The organism is Pelagerythrobacter marinus, from assembly GCF_034375205.1.
Taxonomy (GTDB): Bacteria; Pseudomonadota; Alphaproteobacteria; order Sphingomonadales; family Sphingomonadaceae; genus Pelagerythrobacter; species Pelagerythrobacter marinus.
Genome location: NZ_CP139719.1, coordinates 408325 through 428898 on the forward strand (window position 1 = coordinate 408325; position 20574 = coordinate 428898).

The window sequence follows — 20574 nt, forward strand, 5'->3', positions numbered from 1 at the left end:
CCTGTCTCGTGTGGCCCGCCGGGTGCGCCCGGTCAGGCAGGCGGCGGCGCGCCCGCTTCCTGCTGCGCGAGGCGTTCGAGCGCCTCGCCTTGCGGGCGCATCAGGTTTTCCTGCTGCGCGGTGGCGATCATCCGCCCGTCCTCGGCATAGAAATGCCCCCGGCTCAGCCCCCGCGCGCCGCCGGCCCAGGGGCTTTCGCTGGCGAACAGGTGCCAGCGGTCGAAATCGGGCGTCTCGTGGAACCACAGCGCGTGGTCGAGGCTGGTGGCCTGGACGTCGTGGCTGCCCGGCTGGATCGCGTGGGGCAGCATGGCATTGCGCATGAACAGCATGTCGGAGGCATAGGCGAGCAGCGCGCGCTGCATCTCCGGCCCCGCCCCCGACGGCCTCCGCCGGCGCATCCACCACGCCGCCCGCGGCGCGCGGGCCGCCCCGCCGAAGACCGATCCCGGGTCGATCGGCACGATCTCGATCGGGCGCCGCTGCAGCCGGCGGGCGAGCGGCGGCTCGGCCCCGTCGTCGCCCCGCGCGCGCCATTCGGCCAGCGCGGCGCGCGCGGCCTCGACATCGAGCGGATAGGGGCACTCGTCGGCATGGCGGAACCCCGGTTCGGGCCGGTGGAACGAGGCGATCATGGAAAAGATGCACAAGGCGCCCTGCCAGGCCTCCACCCGCCGGGCGGCGAAGCTGCGCCCCGCGGTGAGGTGGGTCACCCGGTATTCGACCGGCTCGTCGGCCATCCCGGGCTTGAGGAAATAGCAGTGCAGCGAATGGGCGAGCCGGCCCGAATCCTCTTCGAGGGAGGCCGCCATCAGCGCCTGCGCCACCGCCTGGCCGCCGAACAGGCGCGGGCCCATCTTCGGCCCCGGCGCGCCGATCCAGCTGCCTTCGCTCCCCGGCGCGGGCTGCAGGATCTCTTCCAGCCGGCTGCCTTCCTCGCCGTTGTCTGCGCGTACCCGATATTCCAAATCCACCCCCAGCGATCGTTTCTGCCCGATCGATGCGCATTTGCGTCGCATATTGCAACCGGCAGTTTTGTCGGCCGGGCCGAACGCCCGCGCGCACCGGCCCGCCCGGGCGAAAAGGCGCGTGGGCGCCGCGGCCCCATACCCGGCACTGGAAACGACGGGCCCCGGTTTCGGGGCAGCTCGTGAAAGCCGCCCCGGCCCCGGTCAGAACGCCTTGCGCAGGCCGACCTTGAAATTGCGGCCCAGCGGGTTCGCCGTGAACGGATCGTAGTTGTAATCGAGCGCGGCGAAGCCCGGGTCCTTGTCGAGCAGGTTCAGCACCGACAGGGTCAGGTCCGTATCCATCGGCAGGCCCAGCCGCAGCGTGAAATCCAGCGTCGTGAAATCGGGGATGCGGTAGCCGCGGTCCCCCGGCTGCTGGCGCTGGTCGACGTAGCCCTTGATGTGGGTCACCGTCAGGCGGGCATTGTGCCGCCCCCAGCCGATGTCGGCATGGCCGTTCAGTTTCCATTCGGGCAGCGGATAGGCCGTCGTCTGGTAATTGAGCTTGCCCACCGCGGAAAAGCCGGGCTGGATCAGCTCGTCGCCGATGAAGAAATCGTTGGTTTCGTAATCGATGACATAGCTGCCGGTGAGGCCCAGGCCCCAGGTTCCCCGCGCGCCGAAATCGCCGCGATAGTTCGCCTGGAAATCGATGCCCGACGTGCGGAGCCCGGCACCATTGGCGTAGAACGTGTCGATCGTGGTCACGTCGGCCAGGGTCGGCGCCAGCGCGCCGCAGCCGCCGCCGGCCGGGCCGCCGGAGAACGTGAAGCGATCGGCCAGCGGGCTCGAGCAGTCGGCCGGCGCGGTCCCCGGGGTGTTCGATCCCAGCGTGGAATCGAACACCGCGTTGAGCAGGCCCGAAACCGGCTCGGCAGCGATGTCGTCGGCGAAGTCGTAACGCCAGTAATCGACGCTGGCCCGGAAGCGGCCGAGATCGACCAGCACGCCGCCGCCGTAGCTTTCCGCGCTTTCGGGGGTCAGGGCCGGGTTGTCGTTGACCTGGACCGCGCGGAAAGAACCGCCGACGAACTGCAGCGAGGTGACGTAGTCGCCCTCGGTCAAGAGGTTGGAGGGCGGGGCGCGGAAGGTCGTCTGGTACGATCCGCGCAGTGCCAGCCAGTCGGTCACCTGCACGCGCGCGCTGGCCTTGGGATCGAACGTGGAGCCGACCGCCCCGCCGTAATCCTCGTACCGCGCGGCGAGCTGGATATCGACGCGCTCGCCGATCGGGATCTGCAATTCGGCGAACAGGGCCCGCACGTCCTGCGAACTGGCGTTGGGCTGGTCGGACCCGAGGAAGCCGAACAGGCCGATCGGCCGCGGACAGGTATCGACCCCGAAATCGAGCGAGGCCGGGCAGGGATAGACGTCGAGATTGTTGTAGATCCCGTAGCGCGCGCTGTAGTCGTTCTGCCGGTATTGCGCGCCGATGGCGTAGCCGATGGCATTGCCGCCGCCCAGCGCGATCCCGGTAAGGCCGCTGACCACGAAGTCCGCCACCTTGAGCGCGTTTTCTATCCGGCTGCTCGATTTCTTGGTGAAGTAGTCGAAGACCGCCGGATCGTTGGCGACCGCGGCGTTGTAGCCCGGATTGGTCGCCCCGGTGACCGGGTGACGGTCGATCGCGTTCGAAAACGGGTTGTAGAACATGCACGGCCCCACGCCGGGCGTGCCGGTCAGCGGGTCGCAGTCCTCGCCGCCGAGGCCGCGCAGGGCCAGCTGCACCCGGTCGATGATCGTGTCGAAGCCGGTCGATTCGCGGGTGTAGCGATGGTACGTCCCGCTCAACTGCCAGTTGAACGCGTCGCTGTGCTCGCCGCGCAGGGTCGCGGTGAAGCGGGTCGATTCGCTGTCGCGAGTGACCGGCGCGGCGCCGTCGATCCCGTTCTGGTCGGCGAACAGCGGGTTGCCGCCCAGGAGGGCGGTGCGGAACACGCCCGCCGCCAGCAGCGCGCTGTTCGCGCCGGAAGGGAACTGGTCCGGGTTGGCCGCGCGATAGGCGATCAGGCCGGGATTGTTCGGCGGAACCCAGAACTGCGACCCGATCGGGTTGGCCAGCCCCGGGGTCGGGGTGTTGAGCAGGATATAGCTGGGCGACGTATTGGCCGAAACCCGCGTATTGCCCAGCAGGCCGCTGACCTCGACGCTGAGCGTGTCGGTCAATTCCACTTCCGCTTCGAGGTAGGCCTGCCAGCGGTCTTCGCGTTCGACCAGCAGGTCGAACGGCGTGTACTGGGTTGCGCAGCGGGTCGCGCTGTCGATATCGGTCGGCGCCGAATCGTGGACCGGCACGCCGCCCAGGTCGTCGCACCCGCGATCGACCTGGAAGCCGGCGGTCAGTCCGACGAACGTGCCCGGGTAGAACGCGAAGGGCAGGAAGGCGCTGGGGTTGCCGCCCTGGGTGAAGCCGCCGGCCGGGTTGTCGGCATAGGGCCGGACGGCGAAATCGCGGTCGACCGCCGCCAGCGGCGAGCGGTGCTGGTAACCGAAGCTCGCCAGGACGCGCAGCCCGTCGCCCTGGTGGCCGAAGGCGGCCGAGGCGGTCCAGTCGCCGTCCGACCCGTCGATGAAGCGATAGTCGCCGCTGAGCACGAGGCCGTCGAGCTGGTTGTTGGTGATGAAGTTCACCACCCCGCCGATCGCGTCGGAACCGTAGGTCGCGGCGGCGCCGTCCTTCAGCACCTCGATCCGGCCGATCGCGGCCGAGGGCAGGAGGTTGGCATCGACCGCGGGCACCCCGATCGGCGAATTGGCCAGCCGCTTGCCGTTGAGCAGGATCAGCGTGCGCGACGGGCCGAGCCCGCGCAAGTTGACCGTCGCGATCCCCTCGCCCCCCTGCGAGCGGGAATCGAACTGGTTGGAATCGCCCAGCACCCCGCTGGAGCCGGGCAGGTTCTTGATCAGGTCGAGCGCGGTGGGCGAGCCCTGGTCGAGCAGCTCCTCCTGCGAGATGACCTCGACCGGGAGCGCGGCGTCCTCGGGCGTGCCGCGGATCAGCGATCCGGTGACGACGATGACGGGATTGCCGCTGCCGGCGGCGGCCTGGGCCGGGGTGCCGGGGGCGGGGCCGTCCGGCGGGGGCGCGCCTTGCTGCGCCAGTGCGGGTGTCGCGACGAGCGCCGTTGCCAGTGCCGGCAGGGCGCACGCGTGCCTGAAGGCTCGTGTCCTCATGATCCTCTCCTCTCCATGACGGGCTGCATTCTCTTGGCGATGCATACCCGGTCATCGAAAGTGGAGTATTTCACGGGTCCTATGTCAAGCGATTCGTGGAATGGAACGCGGTTCGCCGGCGCGCCTTTCGTGCGAATGTTTCGTCAAACCCTTATTCCGAATGAGGATTCGTGCGGAGTCGTCTACGGCCATAACGCGGCGGAAATCTGCCGTTCCGAACCATACCGAAGGCGGAACAGGGGTGATCGCAGCCCGCGCGTGCGGAGCCGCCGCGGCCCGGTTTCCAGTTGCACTATGCCACTCATACCGCGTGTTCGAACAATGTGCGATGCAGCGGCCGGATGCGAAAGCGGCACCGCCGGCCGGGGCCGGGCGGTGCCGCAAGAATGCCGCGGGTGGCGGCGGGCGGGCGGTCTAGCCGGTGAAGCTTTCGCCCCGTTCCGCCTTGCCGCGCAGGTAGTCGCTGACCGGAAGGCCGTGCTTCTCCAGCCCGGCGACCACGGTGTCGAGCCCTATCGTGTCGGCCCAGAACATCGGCCCGCCGGTATAGAGCGGCCAGCCGTAGCCGTTGATCCAGACGACATCGATGTCGCTGGCGCGCTGCGCCATCTTCTCGTCGAGGATCTTCGCCCCTTCGTTGACCATCGGGTAGAGCAGGCGTTCGCGGATCTCGTCCTTCGATATCTCGCGCTGCTCGTGCCCTTCCTTCTGCGCGAAGTCGGCGATGATCGCCTTGACCTCGTCCGGCGGGGTGCGATTGCGCGCCTCGTCGTAATCGTAGAAGCCCTTGCCCGCCTTCTGGCCGAACCGCCCGACGGCGCAGAGCGCCTCGCGCACGGTGGTCACCTTGCTCGGATCGCGGTGCCAGCCGATGTCGATCCCCGCCAGGTCGCCCATCTGGAACGGCCCCATCGGGAAGCCGAAATCGAGCAGGACCTCGTCCACTTCCCAGTAATCGGCGCCTTCCATGATCAGCTGGTTCGCCTGTTCCTGCCGCTTGGACAGCATGCGGTTGCCGATGAAGCCCGGGCAGACGCCCGAAACGGCGGCGACCTTGCCGATCTTGCGCGACAGCTTCATCGCGGTCGCCAGAACGTCGTCGCGCGTCTTCGCGCCGCGGACGATTTCCAGCAGCTTCATCACGTTCGCCGGGCTGAAGAAATGCAGGCCGATGACATAGCCGGGGCGCTTCGTCGCGGTCGCGATCTCGTCGATATCGAGATAGCTGGTGTTCGACGCCAGGATCGCGCCTTCTTTCACCACCTCGTCAAGCTTGCCGAAGACATCCTTCTTCACGTCCATGCTTTCATAGACCGCCTCGATCACCAGGTCGCAGTCGGCGAGGTCGGCGTAGTCGAGCGTCGGCGTCAGCAGGCCCATCGCGGCTTCCACCTGTTCGGCGGTCATCCGCCCGCGCTTCGCAGTGTTTTCATAGTTGCGGCGCATGACCCCGGTGCCGCGGTCGAGCGCTTCCTGCTTCATTTCCAGGATCGTGACCGGGATGCCGGCGGACAGAAAATTCATCGCGATCCCGCCGCCCATCGTCCCGGCGCCGATGACGCCGACCTTCTTCACCGGGATCAGCGGGGTGTCGGCCGGCACGTCGTCGATCTTGTTCGCCGCCCGCTCGGCGAAGAAGTAATGGCGCATGGCCTTCGACTGGGTGCCGCCCATCAGCTTCATGAACAGTTCGCGTTCCTTCTGCACCCCTTCGGCATAGGGCAGCTCGCCCGCCGCGCGGACCGCCTCGATCGCGGCATTGGGGGCATCGAAGCCGCGCATCTTGCGCGCGTTCTTCTGCCGGAACTCGTCGAAGATCGCCGGGTTCTTGACCCCGTCCTGGTTGGCGGTGCCTTCCGACGTGCGGGGCACCGGCTGGCCGATGCGAGCCTTGGCGAAGGCGATCGCGTCGGCTTCCAGGCTGTCTTCCCCGACGATTTCGTCCACCAGCCCGATCGCCTGGGCCTTGCCGGCCGGAATCGGGTTGCCGACCGCGACCAGCGGCAGGGCGGCTTCCGCACCGACCAGGCGGGGCAGGCGCTGGGTGCCCGCCGCGCCGGGGATCAGGCCCAGCTTGACCTCGGGCAGGCCCAGCTTCGCGCTCGGCACCGCGACCCGGTAATGGCAGGCGAGGGCGACTTCGCACCCGCCGCCCAGCGCCGTGCCGTGGATCGCGGCGACGACCGGCTTGTCGCTCGCCTCCAGCTTGTCGAGCGCCTCGGGCAGGCTCGGTCCCTGCGGCGGCTTGCCGAATTCGGTGATGTCGGCCCCGGCGAAGAACGTGCGCCCGTCGCAGCGGATCACGACCGCCTCGACCGCGTCATCGGCCAGCGCTTCCTCTATCCCGGCGGCGAGGCCGGCGCGGACGGCCTGGCCCAGCGCGTTGACCGGGGGATTGTCGGAAACGATCACGAGCACGTTGTCGTGCCGCTCGGTGCGAATGGGCGATGTCATGGATCGGGTTCTCCTTCAGACTTTGCTGTGTGTCAGGGCCGCGTAGATCAGCGTCTTGAGCTGGCGGCGAATAGGATAGGCGGACGAGGGGTAGAGCTGCGTCATGAAGACCATGGTCACATCCTCCACCGGGTCGACGAAGAAGGCGGTCGAATAGGCGCCGCCCCAGTAGAACTCGCCCTCGCTCGCCGGCATCAGCGTGCGCGCGGGGTCGATCACCATGGCGAAGCCGAGGCCGAAACCGGTGCCGGCATTGTGCGATTCGGAAAAGAGGCTGCGCGACACCTGCGTCAGGTCGGCGCCGCCGGGCAGGTGGTTGGTCCGCATCAGGTGCAGGGTCTTGGGCGAGACGATCCGCGCGCCGTCGAGCGCGCCGCCGTTCGCCAGCATGGTCGCGAACCGCTGGTAATCGGCGATCGTGCCGACGAGGCCGCCGCCGCCGCTGTCGAACGTGCCGGGCCGGTTGAGCCGGCTGGTCGCCCCGGCATCGACCATGCGCGGCGGCTTGCCCGGGCGATAGGCATAGGCGTCCGCCAGCCGATCCGCCCCCGCGTCGCCCGCGCCGAAGGCGGTGTCGGTCATGCCCAGCGGGCCGAAGACGTGTTCGGCCAGGTAATCGCCCAGCCGCATTCCGCTCAGCCGTTCGACCGCGATGCCCAGCACGTCGGTCGATACCGAGTAGTTCCAGCCGGTCCCGGGGGCGAATTCGAGCGGCAGGCGCGCGAGCTTTGCCACGTAGGCATCCGAATCGAGGTGGTCGCGCGCGAAATCGAGGTTCTCTTCGCGGTAGAGCGCATCGATATTGGTGCGGTTCTGCAGCCCGTAGGTGAAGCCCGACATGTGGGTGAGCAGGTCGACGAAGCGCATCGGCGGGGCGGGCGTGCCCGGCGCGAAGGGCACGGAACCGCCGCCGCCTGCATAGACGGCAAGATCGGCGAATTCGGGGAAAACGCGCGTCACCGGGTCTTCCAGCGCGACGCGGCATTGCTCGACCAGTTGCATGAAGGCGATCGAGGTCACCGGCTTGGTCATGCTGGCGATGCGGAACAGGGCGTCCTCGCGCATCGGGGTGCCGTCTTCGCGCAGGGTGCCGAAATGGGCGTAGTGCACCGGGCGCCCCTCGCGCGCGACCAGGATCTGCGCGCAGGGCAGGCGCCCCGTATCGATGTAGCGTTCCTGCAGGAAGCCGTCGATCCGGGCCAGGCGCTCCGCGTCGAAGCCCAGTTCCCCTGCGTCGGCCAGTTCGATCATGCTCTCTCCCGCGCCCCTGGGCGGGGCATACCTTTTCTTCTGACAATCGACGATAGACAATTCAGCGCGCTTTTGAACCCTCATACCTCACATTCAGAAAATCCGCGTTCCGCCTTGCCAGCGCGCGCGGCATCTGCATAAATCGTGCGACAAGAATCGCACAAGCGCCAAACAAGAAATCGCATAGGCGAACGACGAGAGGAACCTGCCCGAAATGCGCGACGCCGTGATCGTGTCCACCGCCCGCACGCCCCTGGCCAAGGCCATGCGCGGCGCCTTCAACGCTACCCACGCGGTCGAGCTTGGCTCGTGGTCGGTCGCCGCCGCGGTCGAACGGGCCGGGATCGCGCGCGAAGAGATCGACGACGTGATCATGGGCGCCGCCAACCAGCAGGGGCAACAGGGCTTCAACATGGGGCGCCAGGTGGCGCTGCGCGCCGGCCTGCCGGTGGAAGTGGCGGGGATGACGATCGACCGCCAGTGTTCCTCCGGCCTGATGGCGATCGCGACCGCGGCCAAGCAGATCATCGTCGACCGAATGGACGTCTGTGTCGCCGGCGGGGTCGAATCGATCACCTCGATCCGCTCCGGCCAGCAGAACACGCAGCGCGACGAAGACCTGCTGAAGATGCATCCCGATATCTACATGCCGATGATCGGCACGGCCGAAGTGGTCGCGGAACGTTATGGCATCGCGCGCGAGGCGCAGGACGAATACGCGCTCCGGTCGCAGCAGCGCACCGCCGCCGCGCAGCAAGCCGGCCGGTTCGACGATGAAATCGTGCCGGTGACGGCGACGATGAACGTGACCGACAGGGAAACCGGCGAGGTCAGCCAGCGCGAGGTCACGATCGCGATGGACGATTGCAACCGGCCCGACACCACGCTGGAAGGGCTCGCCCGCCTGCAGCCGGTGATGGGCGAAGGGCATACGGTTACCGCCGGCAATGCCAGCCAGCTTTCGGACGGGTCGGCCGCTTCGGTCCTGATGGAGGCGGGGCTCGCCAGCGCGCGCGGGCTGGAGCCGCTCGGCCGCTATGTCGGCATGGCGGTGGCCGGGGCCAAGCCCGACGAGATGGGAATCGGCCCGGTCTTCGCGATTCCCCGGCTGCTCGACCGGTTCGGCCTGTCGATCGACGACATCGGCCTGTGGGAACTGAACGAGGCCTTCGCGGTCCAGGTCCTCTATTGCCGCGACAGGCTGGGCATTCCCGACGAACGGCTGAACGTCAACGGCGGCTCGATCGCGATCGGCCATCCCTTCGGCATGACCGGGGCCCGCTGCGTCGGCCATGCGCTGATCGAGGGGCGCCGGCGCGGCGTCCGCCACGTGGTTGTAACGATGTGCGTCGGCGGGGGCATGGGCGCCGCCGGCCTGTTCGAGGTGCTTTGATCATGGCGACACAGGCAAGCGATCTCGCCGCGGCCATCGGCTGGACCCCGCCCGCGGGCTGGCCCGCGATCACGCGCGAACGGTGCCGCGACATCCTGACCGCGCCGGGCCAGCGGTTCGAGATGGAAACGGTGGACATTCGCGGCGTGCCGACGCGCGTGTGGAAGAACGCCCCGCCCAGCCTGCGCGCGATCGCACTGGTCGGGCGCATGTATGGCGACCGCGAGTTCCTGATCTACGAGGACGAGCGGGTTACCTACGACGCCTGGTTCCGGGCGGTGGCCACGCTGGCCCAGGCGCTGCGCGCACGCGGCGTGGGCAAGGGGGACCGGGTCGCACTGGCCATGCGCAACCTGCCCGAATGGCCGGTGGCCTTCTTCGCGGCGACCACGATCGGCGCGATCTGCGTGCCGCTGAACGCGTGGTGGACCGGGCCGGAGCTGGCCTATGGCCTGTCCAACTCGGGCACGCGGCTGCTGATCTGCGACGCGGAGCGGTGGGAACGGATCGCGCCGCATCGCGGCGAGTGCCCCGAACTGGAAAGCGTGCTGGTCTCGCGCAGCGCCGCCGCGCCCGAGGGCGCCGCGCGGCTGGAGGACGTGATCGGCACCCCGCACGACTATGCCGGCCTGCCGGCGGCCGAACTGCCCGAGGTGGACATCGCGCCCGAAGACGACGCGACGATCTTCTACACCAGCGGCACGACCGGCAATCCCAAGGGCGCGCTGGGCACGCATCGCAACTTGTGCACCAATATCCTGTCCAGCGGTTACAACGCGGCCTGCGCCGTGCTGCGCCGGGGCGAGGAGATCCCCGAGCCGACGCCCAAGGTCGGGCTGACCGTGATCCCGCTGTTCCACGTCACCGCCTGTTCGGCCGGGCTGATGGGCAACCTCGCGGCGGGCAACACGCTGATCTTCATGCACAAGTGGGACCCGATAAAGGCCTTCGAGATCATCGAGCGCGAGAAAGTCCACGTCACCGGCGGGGTGCCGACGATCGCCTGGCAGCTGATCGAACACCCGGCGCGCAAGGACTACGACCTGTCGAGCATCGAGGCGATCGCCTATGGCGGCGCGCCCGCCGCGCCCGAGCTGGTGCGCAAGATCCGCGAGGTCTTCGGCGCGCTTCCCGGCAATGGCTGGGGGATGACCGAGACGATGGCCACCGTCACCGGCCATTCGAGCGAGGACTATCTGAACCGCCCCGACAGCTGCGGTCCGCCGGTGGCCGTGGCCGACCTGAAGATCATGAGCGAGGACGGCGAACGCGAGCTGCCGCCCGGCGAAGTGGGCGAGCTGTGGGCGCGCGGCCCGATGGTGGTGAAGGGGTACTGGAACAATCCCGAAGCGACCGCCGCGACGTTCGTCGACGGCTGGGTGCGGACCGGCGACCTCGCGCGGCTGGACGAGGAAGGCTTCTGCTACATCGTCGACCGGGCGAAGGACATGATCATCCGCGGCGGGGAGAACATCTATTCGTCCGAGGTGGAAAACGTGCTCTACGACCACCCGGCCGTGACCGACGCCGCGCTGATCGGGCTGCCCCATCCGCAACTGGGTGAAGAGCCGGCTGCCGTCGTCCACCTCGCCCCCGGCAGCAGCGCCAGCGAAAGCGAGCTGCAGGCCTGGGTCGCCGCGCGCCTGGCAAAGTTCAAGGTGCCGGTGCGGATCGCCTTCGTCGAGGACACGCTGCCGCGCAATGCCAACGGCAAGATCCTGAAGAAGGACCTGGGCGCCCTGTTCGAGGGGGAATAGCCAGCCTGCCCGCTTGGCAGTTTCATCCCGGCTGATGTAACGCGCCTGAAACGGGGGAGCCGATGGCAAGCAAGAGTGCGGAAACGAGGCGGTTCGGCGAAAAGCGCCAGGCGATCATCCACGCCGCCTCGGTCCTGATCAACGAAGTGGGGGTCAAGGCGACGACCCTGTCCGACGTTGCGCGCGCGATCGGCCTCAACGCGACCAGCATCACGTACTACTTCTCGCGCAAGGAACAGCTCGTCGTCGCGGTTTACGAGGCGACGCTGGACCTGATGGAGCGGATGGCGACCGAGGCCCTGGCCGAACCGGACCCGGCCGCCCGCCTGCGCCGCTATATCGACGAACACGTCGCGCTACGCACCCGCATCCGCCGGGGGGAGAAGGGCCTGCTGACCGCGCTGTCCGAAATCCGCACGCTCGACCCGGCGGCCCAGGCCCCGCTTCTCGCCCGGTATCGCGAGATCGTGAACCGCGTGCGCGGATTTTTCGGCGAACCGCAAAGCGATCGCGCGCGCGCGCTGTTCTCCGCGCGGGCCCATGTCCTGCTGGAGGCGGTGATGTGGTGGCCCGTGTGGTCGCTGCGCTATTCGACGCTGGATTTCCCGCGTGTGAGCGAGCGGATGTTCGACATTCTCGCCCATGGCATTCCCGCCCGCCGTGGCGCGTGGCAGCCGCGCGCGCTGGACGACGGCGGATGGCGCACGCGCGAGGATGCGAAGCCGAGCCAGAACGACGAGTTCCTGCGCGCGGCGACGGTCATGATCAACCAGCGCGGCTATCGCGGGGCCTCGGTCAACCGCATCGCCCGCGCGCTGAACGTGACGAAAGGCAGCTTCTACCACCACCACGATGCCAAGGACGACCTCGTCCTCGCGTGCTTCCAGCGCAGCTACGACCGGCTTTCCGCGGTGCAGATGGCCGGGCAGACGATCGACGCCGATTACTGGACGCGGCTCGCGAGCGTTCTGGACGAACTGCTCCAGGTGCAGCTTTTCGACGCCATGCCCCTGCTGCGCACGACGGCGCTCCAGGCGCTCGACAGCGATCACAAGGCCGATGTCGTGACCCGGTCCAACCGCCTCGCGCGGCGTTTCGCCGGGATGCTGATCGACGGCGTCGCCGACGGCTCGGTCCGCCCGATCGACCCGCTGGTCGCGAGCCAGGTGATCATGTCCACCCTCAACGGCGCTTACGAGGCGCGCAACTGGGCGGATCGCTTCGGCGATCCGGGCCTGGCGCTGAAGACATATGCCTCGACCCTGTCGCAGGGCCTGCTCGCCCCGGTCGACTGATCAGCCGATCCGGCGCGGTTCGCGCACCCGCAGCAGCAGGAGCGCCAGCGCCGCCGCCAGCGCCACGAAGACCAGCGCGAACAGCGGGGTGAAGCCCCAGATCGCGACCAGCAGGCCGGCCGCGACCGGCCCGCCGGCGGCGATCGCCCCTTCGACCGTGGTCGCGAAGGCGAGCCGCATCGGCGTGTCCTGCGGCGTGCCGAATTCCAACACCATCGTGGTCGCGGCCAGCATCCACCCCGACTGGCCGAAGCCGAGCAGCATGAAGGCGGCATAGATCGGCGGTGCGCTCTCGGCCGCGACCAGCAGCGCGACACCGGCGATCGAGCAGGCGAGCGAGAGCGCATAGACGATGCGAAAACCCAGCCGGTCGCCCATCGGCCCCCAGGCGATGTTGGATATCGTGTCGGAACCGAGGAAGACGAAGCTGAGCCCGCCGATCAGCGCCCCGTCGAGGCCGAGCAGGCTGCCGGCATAGACGGTCCAGAACGGCGCGCCGACGCGGGCCATCGTCGCCAGGCTCTGAACGCCCAGGAAATGGGCGAAATCGCGATCGGCCAGGAGCTGGGGAAACTCCCTGACCCGTTCGCGCATCGGCATCTGCGGGCGTGCGAGCGGCGCGGCGGGCTCGCGGATCATGGTCTTGAGCACGACCAGGCCCGCGCTGGTGAGGACGAAGGCGAACAGGAAGGTCGTGGCATATCCGTTGCCCAGCCACCGGTCGGCGATGAACCAGTTGCCGGCGACCCAGGCCAGGATCGCGGCGATCAGCCCGCCGGCGAAATTGCGGTATCCCTGCAGGCGCCCGCGCTTGCGGATGGGGATCAGCTTGCCCATCAGCATCTGGAAGGCGACCCGCTGCGCGCCGGAGAAGAACCCCAGCAGCAGGAAACAGGCGAAGGTGGCCAGGACCAGCAGGTCCCCCGTCAGCAGCCAGCCCGCCAGCGCGAGCAGCAGGACCATGAGCCGCATCAGCGAGCCGACCCTGATCGCATAGGGCAGGATATGGCTGCGATGTTCGATCCGGGCCCCGCTGGCGATCGGGCTGATCGTCGCGCCCAGCTGGAGCAGCGCGGTGCCGAGCCCGACCGCAGCCGCGCTGCCGGTCAGCAGCATCAGGTAGGCGGGGATGATCGTCGGGGCATAGATCAGGCGGAATCCCGTCATCCCCAGCACGCCGTGGATGAAATTGGCGCGGAAATTCCGTTTCAGGTTCGCATCGACGAACCGGGCGTGATCGGCCAGCGCCCGTTCCCGGGCGCCGGCCGATGCATCGTCGTCTTCGCTATCGCGCTCCGGCCCCAAGGGGTCAGTAGCCGCTCGTCCCGGCGAAGCGGTCGCGCAAGTAGGCGGTGCTGCCCCAGCTCGCCTCCAGCACGCGGGCGCGCTTGAGGTAGAAGCCGACGTCGTATTCGTCGGTCATCCCGATCCCGCCGTGCAGCTGGATCCCCTCGCGGCTCATCGCGTGGAGCACGCGGTTCGCCTCCGCCTTGGCGATGGTCGCCGCGCGCGTTACGCCGAAGCCGCTGTCCAGCGCCTGGAGCCCGCCCTCGACCGCGGAGCGCATCATCGCGAGGTCGCCGAACAGGTCGGCCATGCGATGCTGCAGCGCCTGGAACGTGGCGAGCACCTGGTTGAACTGGACGCGCTGCTTCAGGTAGTCGAGCGTCATGTCGAACACTGCCTGGGCCATGCCGAGCATTTCGCAGGCGGTGAGGATGCGCGCCCGGTCGAGCACGTCGCCAAGCAGGCTGTCGCCCCCGTTCTCCAGCTTTTCCGCCGGCGCGCCGTCGAAGGTGACTTCGGCATGGCTGCGCTGGTCGGCCAGCTTGCGCGTGGCGAGCGATACGCCGTCGCCTTTCTCGACCAGGTAGAGGCCGTCCGCCGCGGCGACCACGAACAGGTCGGCGCCGTGCGCCTCGTGCACGAAGGCCTTGGTGCCCGAGAGCTTGCCGCCCGCCACGCTGGCCGACAGCTTCGCCGGATCGTGCCGCGGCCCCTCGTCGATCGCGAGGGTGCCGATCGTCTCGCCGGCGGCGAGGCGCGGAAGCCATTTCGCCTTCTGCTCGTCGCTGCCGCCCAGCACGATGGCCGCCGCCGCCAGGGTCGTGGCGATCAGCGGGCTCGCGGTCAGGGTCTTGCCCAGTTCCTCCACCACCAGCCCGGCCGAAAGCCAGCCGAAATCGGACCCGCCGTGCTCTTCCGGCACGATGATCCCGCTCCAGCCCATCTGCGCCATCGCGCCGTAGGCATCGCGGTCGAACGCCTCGGGATCGCCGCTCGCGCGGATCTTGCGGAAAGCCGCCACCGGGCTTTCGTTGGTGGCCCATTCGCGCGCCATGTCGCGCAGCATTTCCTGTTCTTCGTTGAGAACCGCCATGATTCTTCGCGCCCCTTACTGGTGGTCGAGCATGCCAAGCACGCGCTTGGCGATGATGTTGTTCTGGATCTCGGTCGAACCGCCGTAGATCGTCGTCGCCTTGCCGAAGAGCCAGGCGCGAACCCCGGCCAGCTCGGCCTCGGAAAAGCCCTCGCCTTCCCAGCCGAGCCCTTGCAGGCCCATGATCTCGATCGTCAGCTCGGCCCGTTCCTGCCCCAGCTTGGTGCCCAGTTTCTTGAGCACCGAGCTGATCTCGGAGACGCCGCCGGCGGCCTTGCTTTCCTCGGCCGCGCGCCGGGCGGTGAGGAGGAAGGCGTTCCAGCGGATCTCGAAATCGGCGATCCGGTCGCGCAGGACCTTGTCGGCGATCGCGCCGTCGGCGTCGGTCTCGACGTATTTCTTCGCCAGGTCCGAAAGGCTTGCCCCCATCATCCGGGCCAGGCTGCCGCCGCCCGAAAGATTGGTCCGCTCGTGCTGGAGCAGGCGCTTGCCGATGGTCCAGCCCTGGCCTTCCTCGCCGACGAGGTTCTCCTTGGGCACTTTCACGTCGGTGAAGAACGTCTCGCAGAACGGGCTCATCCCGCTGATCATCTGGATCGGGCGGACTTCGACGCCCGGCGCGTCCATGTCGATCAGAAGGAAGCTGATCCCGCGATGCTTGTCGCTCTTGTCGGTCCGCACGAGGCAGAAGCACTTGTCGGCCCACTGGCCGCCGCTGGTCCAGGTCTTCTGCCCGTTGACCAGGTAGTGATCGCCCTTGTCCTCCGCCGTGGTCTGCAGGTTGGCGAGGTCCGATCCGGCATTGGGTTCGCTATAGCCCTGGCACCAGCGGATTTCCCCCCGGCAGATGGGCGGGATGTGTTCCTTCTTCTGCGCCTCGCTGCCGTATTCGAGCAGGGTGGGGCCGAACATCATCACCCCCATGCCCCCGATCGGGTTGTAGGCGCCGGCGCGGGCCATTTCCTCGTCCAGGATCCGGGCCTGGCGCCGGGTCAGCCCGCCGCCGCCGTATTCGCGCGGCCAGGTGGGCGTGCCCCAGCCGCGTTCGCCCATCGCCTCGCGCCACTTGCGCTGGGCGTCGCTTTCCTGCGTCGGCCCTTCGACACTGGCGAGCGCATTTCCCTTGCCCTTGAGCTCGGGCGGGAAGTTCTCGGCCAGGAACTGGCGCACCTCCTCGCGGAAGGCGTCGTCCGCGCCTGGGGCTGTCACGTCGGGCTGGGTCGCCATTCAATTCTCCTCACGTGTTATCGCGCCGGCCCACCCAGGGCCGCGTCGCGTTGTTCCCTCTCGCGCGCCTCGGCCTCGCGGGCGCGAAGGATCTCGACGTTGCGTTCGTGCCGGGCGCGGGTGATCGGATAGAACAGCAGGATCAGCGCGCCAATCGTCCAGAGCCCGATCGAGGTCGGGATATAGTGGATCAGCAGGCTTTCCACCACCGGGCGGGGGACCGTATCGGGGTCTGCCCGCTCGGGAAACTCGGCCAGCGCGAGGACCTGTCCGGCGACGAAGATGCCCAGCGCGTTCGAACACTGCTGCATGAAGCTGGAGGCGGAAAAGAACGTCCCGGCCGTGTGCCGCCCGGTTTCGACCGCGCTGTCTTCCACCACGTCGGCGAGCATTGCGCTGGTGTTGATCAGCGAGATCGCGACCATCGCGCCGTAGATCGCCCCGATCGCGAAGAGCACTGGCACGAGCAGCGCGTCGCCGGGGACGAAGAACAGGCCGAACAGGCTGAGCAGCAGCGGGCTGAGGCCGATCGACACGCCCAGAACGGCGAAGACCATCGAACTCGTCCGCTTGCCGAACCAGCGGGAGAAGATCGGGGCCAGCGGCGCCGCCAGCGTCGCGGCCACGAAGCTGTCGAGCGTGAGCAGCGCGAGCTGGGCCGTGTCGAGCTTGAACAGGTAAGTCCCGAAATAGAGCGTGGTCGCGCTGTAGAGACCGATCGCGGTATACTTGAACACGCCGAAGCCGAAGATCGCCAGGAAGGCGCGGTTGCGAAAGGCGGCGAGCATTTCGCGCAAGTGTTCGCGCAGCGGCATCGCCGGGTCGCCGGCCTGCCCGTCCGCCTGGCGCATCCACGGAACCCGGTTGTGCGTCCCGGCGGCGCAGACCAGGATCGCGAGGAAGATCAGGCCCGCGCCCAGCGCGGCGAAGTTGACGTAGCTTTCAGGATTGAGCTGGCCGCGCGGATAGGCCTCGCTCTCGACGAAGATGAAGGCGAGCGAGAACGCGGTGAAGCCGTAGGCGCCGGCATAGCCGAACCAGTAGCGCAGCGAGAACAGCCGGGTGCGCTCCGTGTAGTCGCCGCTCAGTTCGGGCGCCATGGCAGAAGCGTTGATCTCGAACGCGCTGATCGCGGCCCGGGTGGCGGCGGCAAAGGCGAAGATCCACAGGCCCAGCTGGACGTGGCTGAGCCCGTCGGGCGGGAACCAGGTGAGGAAGAAGAACACCGTGGTCGGGATCGCCGCGGCATACATGAACGGGTGCCTGCGGCCCCAGCGCGAGCGGGTGACGTCGGCCCAGCGGCCGAGGAAGGGATCGACGATCGCATCGACCAGGAGGGTGCAGGCCAGCGCGGTGCCGACGATCGCCGCCGGCACGCCCACGACCTGGTTGAAATAGAGCATCAGGTAGCTGGAGAAGGTGGCGCCCTTGATGCCGTTGGCCATCGCACCCATGCCGTAGCTGAGGCGCGTGGGAAGGCTCAGCGGCGGCGCCCCTGCGCTCTCCGGCCCGGAGGCGGCGACCGGGGCGGGGCCAGAGTCAGGGCCGGAGTCAGGGCCAGCGTCAGGGCCCGAGTCGGGAGCGGCCCGGCTGGCGTTCACGCGAGGGCCTCCGCCGCCTCGGCCAGTTCCTCCACCGGGTCGTGGAGCGCGCGCGCGGCCGCCCGGCGGCTGGGCAGCGAGTAATCGGGGAAGACCGGGTCGGCCACGTCGCGATAGGCGCGCAGGTGCTGCCTGGCGACGGTGACCTTGTGCACTTCGGTCGGGCCGTCGGCGATCCCCATGACCATCGCCGCCACCAGGTTGCCGGCAAAGGGCATCTCGTTGGAGACGCCCAGCGACCCGTGGATGTGGATGCAGCGCGCGGCAATGTCGTGATAGACCCTGGGCATCAGCGCCTTGATCGCGGCGATGTCCTTGCGGACCTTGCGGTAATCGCGGTGGCTGTCGATCGCCCACGCGGTCTTCAGAACGAACAGGCGGAACTGCTCCAGCTCGATATAGCTGTCGGCGATCTGCATCTGGACCGCCTGGTAATCGGCGATCGTCCCGGTGCGGGTCCGGCGGCTGACCGCGCGGCGGCTCATCAGGTCGAGCAGGCGGCGGCAGTTGCCGACCGTGCGCATCGCGTGGTGGACGCGCCCGCCGCCCAGCCGGGTCTGCGAGATCGCGAAGGCGCCGCCGCGTTCGCCCAGCAGGTGATCGGCTGGCACGCGCGCGTCGGTATAGCGGATGTAGCTCTCGCTGCCGTCCTGCTGGCCATAGACGCCGACGTTGCGCACGATCTCCACCCCCGGCGTGTCCGCGGGCACGATGAACATGCTCATCCGTTCATGGCGCGGCGCGTCGGGATCGGTGACGGCCATGACGATCAGGAACTCGGCCCATTTGCCGTTGGTGGAAAACCACTTCTCGCCGTTGATGACCCAGTGATCGCCGTCCTTCTCGGCCCGGGTGACGAAGCCCGTGGGGTCGGACCCGCCCTGCGGCTCGGTCATCGAAAAGGCGGAAACGATCTCGTTGGCGAGCAGGGGACGAAGATACCGTTCCTTCTGTTCGGCGGTCCCGAAATGGGCGATGATCTCCGCGTTCCCGGTGTCGGGCGCCTGGCATCCGAAAACGATCGGGGCGAAGCTGGCGCCGCCGATGATCTCGTTCATCAGGCCCAGGCGGACCTGGCCGTAGCCCTGGCCGCCCAGCTCCGGGCCGAGGTGGCAGGCCCACAGGTCGCGGGCCTTCACCTCCTCCTGCAACGGGCGGACCAGCGCATTGCGGCGCGGGTTCTTCACGTCGTAGGGGTGAATGCCCAGCAGGCCGAGCGGCTCGACCTTGTCGCGGATGAAATCCGCCATCCAGTCGAGCTTCTCCTGAAACTCGGGTTCGGTTTCGAAATCCCAGGCCATCGCTCTCGTCCCCAAAGGCCGCCCGTTTGCCGGGTCGTGCGCGAATCAACATACCCGATATTTGAAACAGCACAAGGCGGGTGCGCTGCCCGGGTGCCGGCGCGGTGGCGGGCAAGGGGCGGCGCGAACGTCTCCGTCTTCCCACCGCGCCGGTTTTGCCGTATCGCGCGCCGCCCAAGGTATTGCCGTGACCAGCACCCCTGCGCCCGACGGTCTCCAAGCCGCCTTCCTCGCCCATCGCGAGCGCCTGTTGCGATTCCTGCGCGCGCGCGGGGCCGGCGAAGCGGCGGAGGACCTGCTGCACGAGGTCTGGCTGAAGGTCTCGGCCGCGCGGCCGGGGCCGGTTGCCGCGCCGCTGGCCTATCTCTACCGCACGGCGAACCTCGTGATGATCGATCGCTATCGCTCCGAGAACCAGGCGCGCAAGCGCGAGCGGGCCTGGAGCGAGGCGACCGGAGCGACCGTGCCCGGCGTGTCCGACGCCCCGTCGGGAGAGCGGGTGGTGATCGCGCGCCAGCACGCGCGCATGGTCGCCGCCGCGCTCGACGCGCTGGGCGAACGGCCGGCGGCGATCTTTCGCCGCCACCGGATCGACGGCGTTCCGCAGAAGGCGGTGGCGCGCGAGTTCGGCGTCAGCCTGAGCACGGTGGAAAGCGACCTGAGGCGCGCCTATCGCGCCGTCCTGGAGATCAGGGAGCGGCTCGATGAGGATTGAGGCGAACGGCTCCGTCTTGTCAGCGAAAGGGGCTCGCCATGGGGCAAGATGACCGGATGACCGACGAAGCAATTGCCTGGGCCGTGAAAACCGGCGACCCCGCGTTCGCGGACTGGGATGCCTTCACCGCCTGGCTGGAGGGCGACCCGGGCCGCGCGCGCGCCTACGACCGGGCAATGGCCGCCGTCGCCGATGCGGCCGAGGCCGGGCACGCCGCGCCGGCGGTCAACGACGACGCGCGGCCGGGCGAGCCGCCCGCGCCGCAAGATGCCGCAGCCGCCGCGGCATCGGCGGGAGCGGGCGCCGCAGGCGGGGGCCGGCGCTGGCGCTGGCTGGCGCTGGCGGCCACGGTGGTCCTGGTCGCGATGGTCGGTTTCCTCCAGCTCCGCGGGTCCGGCTACGTGGTCGAGACCGCGCCCGGCGAAACCATGGTCGTGCCGCTCGCGGACGGCAGCGAGATCGCGCTCGGTGGGGGTACGCGGATCGCGCTCGACCGCGACCGGCCGCGCTTCGCCGCGCTGGAGCAGGGCCGGGCCCTGTTCACCGTGCGCCACGACGAAAGCGACCCGTTCACCGTCTCCGTCGGCGAACACACCCTGGTCGATGCCGGGACCGTGTTCGACGTGGCGCGCGCCGGCGGGGCCACCAGCGTGGCGGTTTCGGAAGGGGTCGTCCTGGTCAACCCGGCGCGCAAGCTCGCCCGACTCGAACCCGGCGACACGTTGAGCGTGGCCGACGGCGGCCACGACTATCGCCGGGGCACCGCCCCGATCGCGCGGATCGGCGAATGGAGCACCGGGCACCTGACTTTCGACGATGCTTCCCTGGCCGAGGTCGCGCGCGAGCTTTCGGGCAGCACGGGGATTGCCTTCACCGCCGCGCCGGCCGTGGCCGGTCGCCGTGCAAGCGGCAGCGTCGCGCTGGCGCCGCTGGCGCAGGACCCGGCTTCCCTCGGGCCCCTGTTCGGCGTCGTCGTCCGGCGCGAAGGGGATGGCTGGACGATCGATAGCCGCTGA

General features: G+C 68.8%; 14 protein-coding genes. 5 read left to right on the forward strand and 9 right to left on the reverse strand.

All coding sequences use genetic code 11. The annotated features are described in order from the left end of the window. Positions 1 to 32 precede the first annotated feature (32 nt). The 4 genes from T8T98_RS01920 to T8T98_RS01935 form a co-directional block, all read right to left on the reverse strand. Positions 33 to 974 (reverse strand): acyl-CoA thioesterase, encoded by a 942-nt coding sequence (locus T8T98_RS01920; RefSeq protein ID WP_251104250.1) that lies wholly within the window; start codon positions 972 to 974, stop codon positions 33 to 35. A 198-nt stretch (positions 975 to 1172) separates the two neighbouring features. Next, positions 1173 to 4184: a TonB-dependent receptor domain-containing protein gene (locus tag T8T98_RS01925; protein ID WP_251104249.1), complete on the reverse strand. Its 3012-nt coding sequence runs from the start codon at positions 4182 to 4184 to the stop codon at positions 1173 to 1175. A gap of 414 nt (positions 4185 to 4598) precedes the next feature. Beyond that, positions 4599 to 6638, reverse strand: a complete 2040-nt coding sequence (locus tag T8T98_RS01930; RefSeq protein WP_251104248.1) for a 3-hydroxyacyl-CoA dehydrogenase NAD-binding domain-containing protein — start codon at positions 6636 to 6638, stop codon at positions 4599 to 4601. Between the two features lie 15 nt (positions 6639 to 6653). Continuing rightward, the gene (locus T8T98_RS01935; protein WP_407675062.1) at positions 6654 to 7889 is read right to left on the reverse strand and encodes a serine hydrolase domain-containing protein; all 1236 of its coding nucleotides are present in this window, start codon (positions 7887 to 7889) and stop codon (positions 6654 to 6656) included. A 214-nt stretch (positions 7890 to 8103) separates the two neighbouring features. On the opposite strand from T8T98_RS01935, the gene T8T98_RS01940 reads away from it, so the two are divergent. The 3 genes from T8T98_RS01940 to T8T98_RS01950 all read left to right on the forward strand — a co-directional run bounded on the left by T8T98_RS01940 (position 8104) and on the right by T8T98_RS01950 (position 12334). After that, positions 8104 to 9282 (forward strand): acetyl-CoA C-acyltransferase, encoded by a 1179-nt coding sequence (locus T8T98_RS01940; RefSeq protein WP_251104247.1) that lies wholly within the window; start codon positions 8104 to 8106, stop codon positions 9280 to 9282. A 2-nt stretch (positions 9283 to 9284) separates the two neighbouring features. Beyond that, positions 9285 to 11039 (forward strand): class I adenylate-forming enzyme family protein, encoded by a 1755-nt coding sequence (locus T8T98_RS01945; RefSeq protein ID WP_251104246.1) that lies wholly within the window; start codon positions 9285 to 9287, stop codon positions 11037 to 11039. A gap of 62 nt (positions 11040 to 11101) precedes the next feature. Then, a complete protein-coding gene (locus T8T98_RS01950; protein ID WP_251104245.1) occupies positions 11102 to 12334 on the forward strand; it encodes a TetR/AcrR family transcriptional regulator in 1233 nt (410 codons plus the stop codon). On the opposite strand, the gene T8T98_RS01955 is transcribed toward T8T98_RS01950, so the two are convergent. From T8T98_RS01955 to T8T98_RS01975, 5 genes are all read right to left on the reverse strand, one after another. Further along, positions 12335 to 13639, reverse strand: a complete 1305-nt coding sequence (locus T8T98_RS01955; RefSeq protein WP_251104244.1) for an MFS transporter — start codon at positions 13637 to 13639, stop codon at positions 12335 to 12337. A 4-nt stretch (positions 13640 to 13643) separates the two neighbouring features. Continuing rightward, positions 13644 to 14714, reverse strand: coding sequence for an acyl-CoA dehydrogenase family protein (locus T8T98_RS01960; protein ID WP_160731965.1), 1071 nt, complete (start codon positions 14712 to 14714; stop codon positions 13644 to 13646). A 15-nt stretch (positions 14715 to 14729) separates the two neighbouring features. Continuing rightward, complete coding sequence (locus T8T98_RS01965; protein ID WP_160731966.1) at positions 14730 to 15941, reverse strand: acyl-CoA dehydrogenase family protein; 1212 nt, start codon at positions 15939 to 15941, stop codon at positions 14730 to 14732. Between the two features lie 17 nt (positions 15942 to 15958). Continuing rightward, the gene (locus tag T8T98_RS01970) at positions 15959 to 17386 is read right to left on the reverse strand and encodes an MFS transporter (RefSeq protein WP_251104243.1); all 1428 of its coding nucleotides are present in this window, start codon (positions 17384 to 17386) and stop codon (positions 15959 to 15961) included. A 152-nt stretch (positions 17387 to 17538) separates the two neighbouring features. Then, entirely contained in the window at positions 17539 to 18843 is a 1305-nt protein-coding gene (locus tag T8T98_RS01975) for an acyl-CoA dehydrogenase family protein (protein ID WP_251104242.1), read from the reverse strand. 187 nt (positions 18844 to 19030) lie between these two features. Here T8T98_RS01975 and T8T98_RS01980 point away from each other — a divergent pair, with 187 nt between their 5' ends. Both T8T98_RS01980 and T8T98_RS01985 read left to right on the forward strand, forming a co-directional pair. Beyond that, the gene (locus tag T8T98_RS01980; protein WP_251104241.1) at positions 19031 to 19558 is read left to right on the forward strand and encodes an RNA polymerase sigma factor; all 528 of its coding nucleotides are present in this window, start codon (positions 19031 to 19033) and stop codon (positions 19556 to 19558) included. Between the two features lie 56 nt (positions 19559 to 19614). Next, positions 19615 to 20574: a FecR family protein gene (locus T8T98_RS01985; RefSeq protein WP_251104240.1), complete on the forward strand. Its 960-nt coding sequence runs from the start codon at positions 19615 to 19617 to the stop codon at positions 20572 to 20574.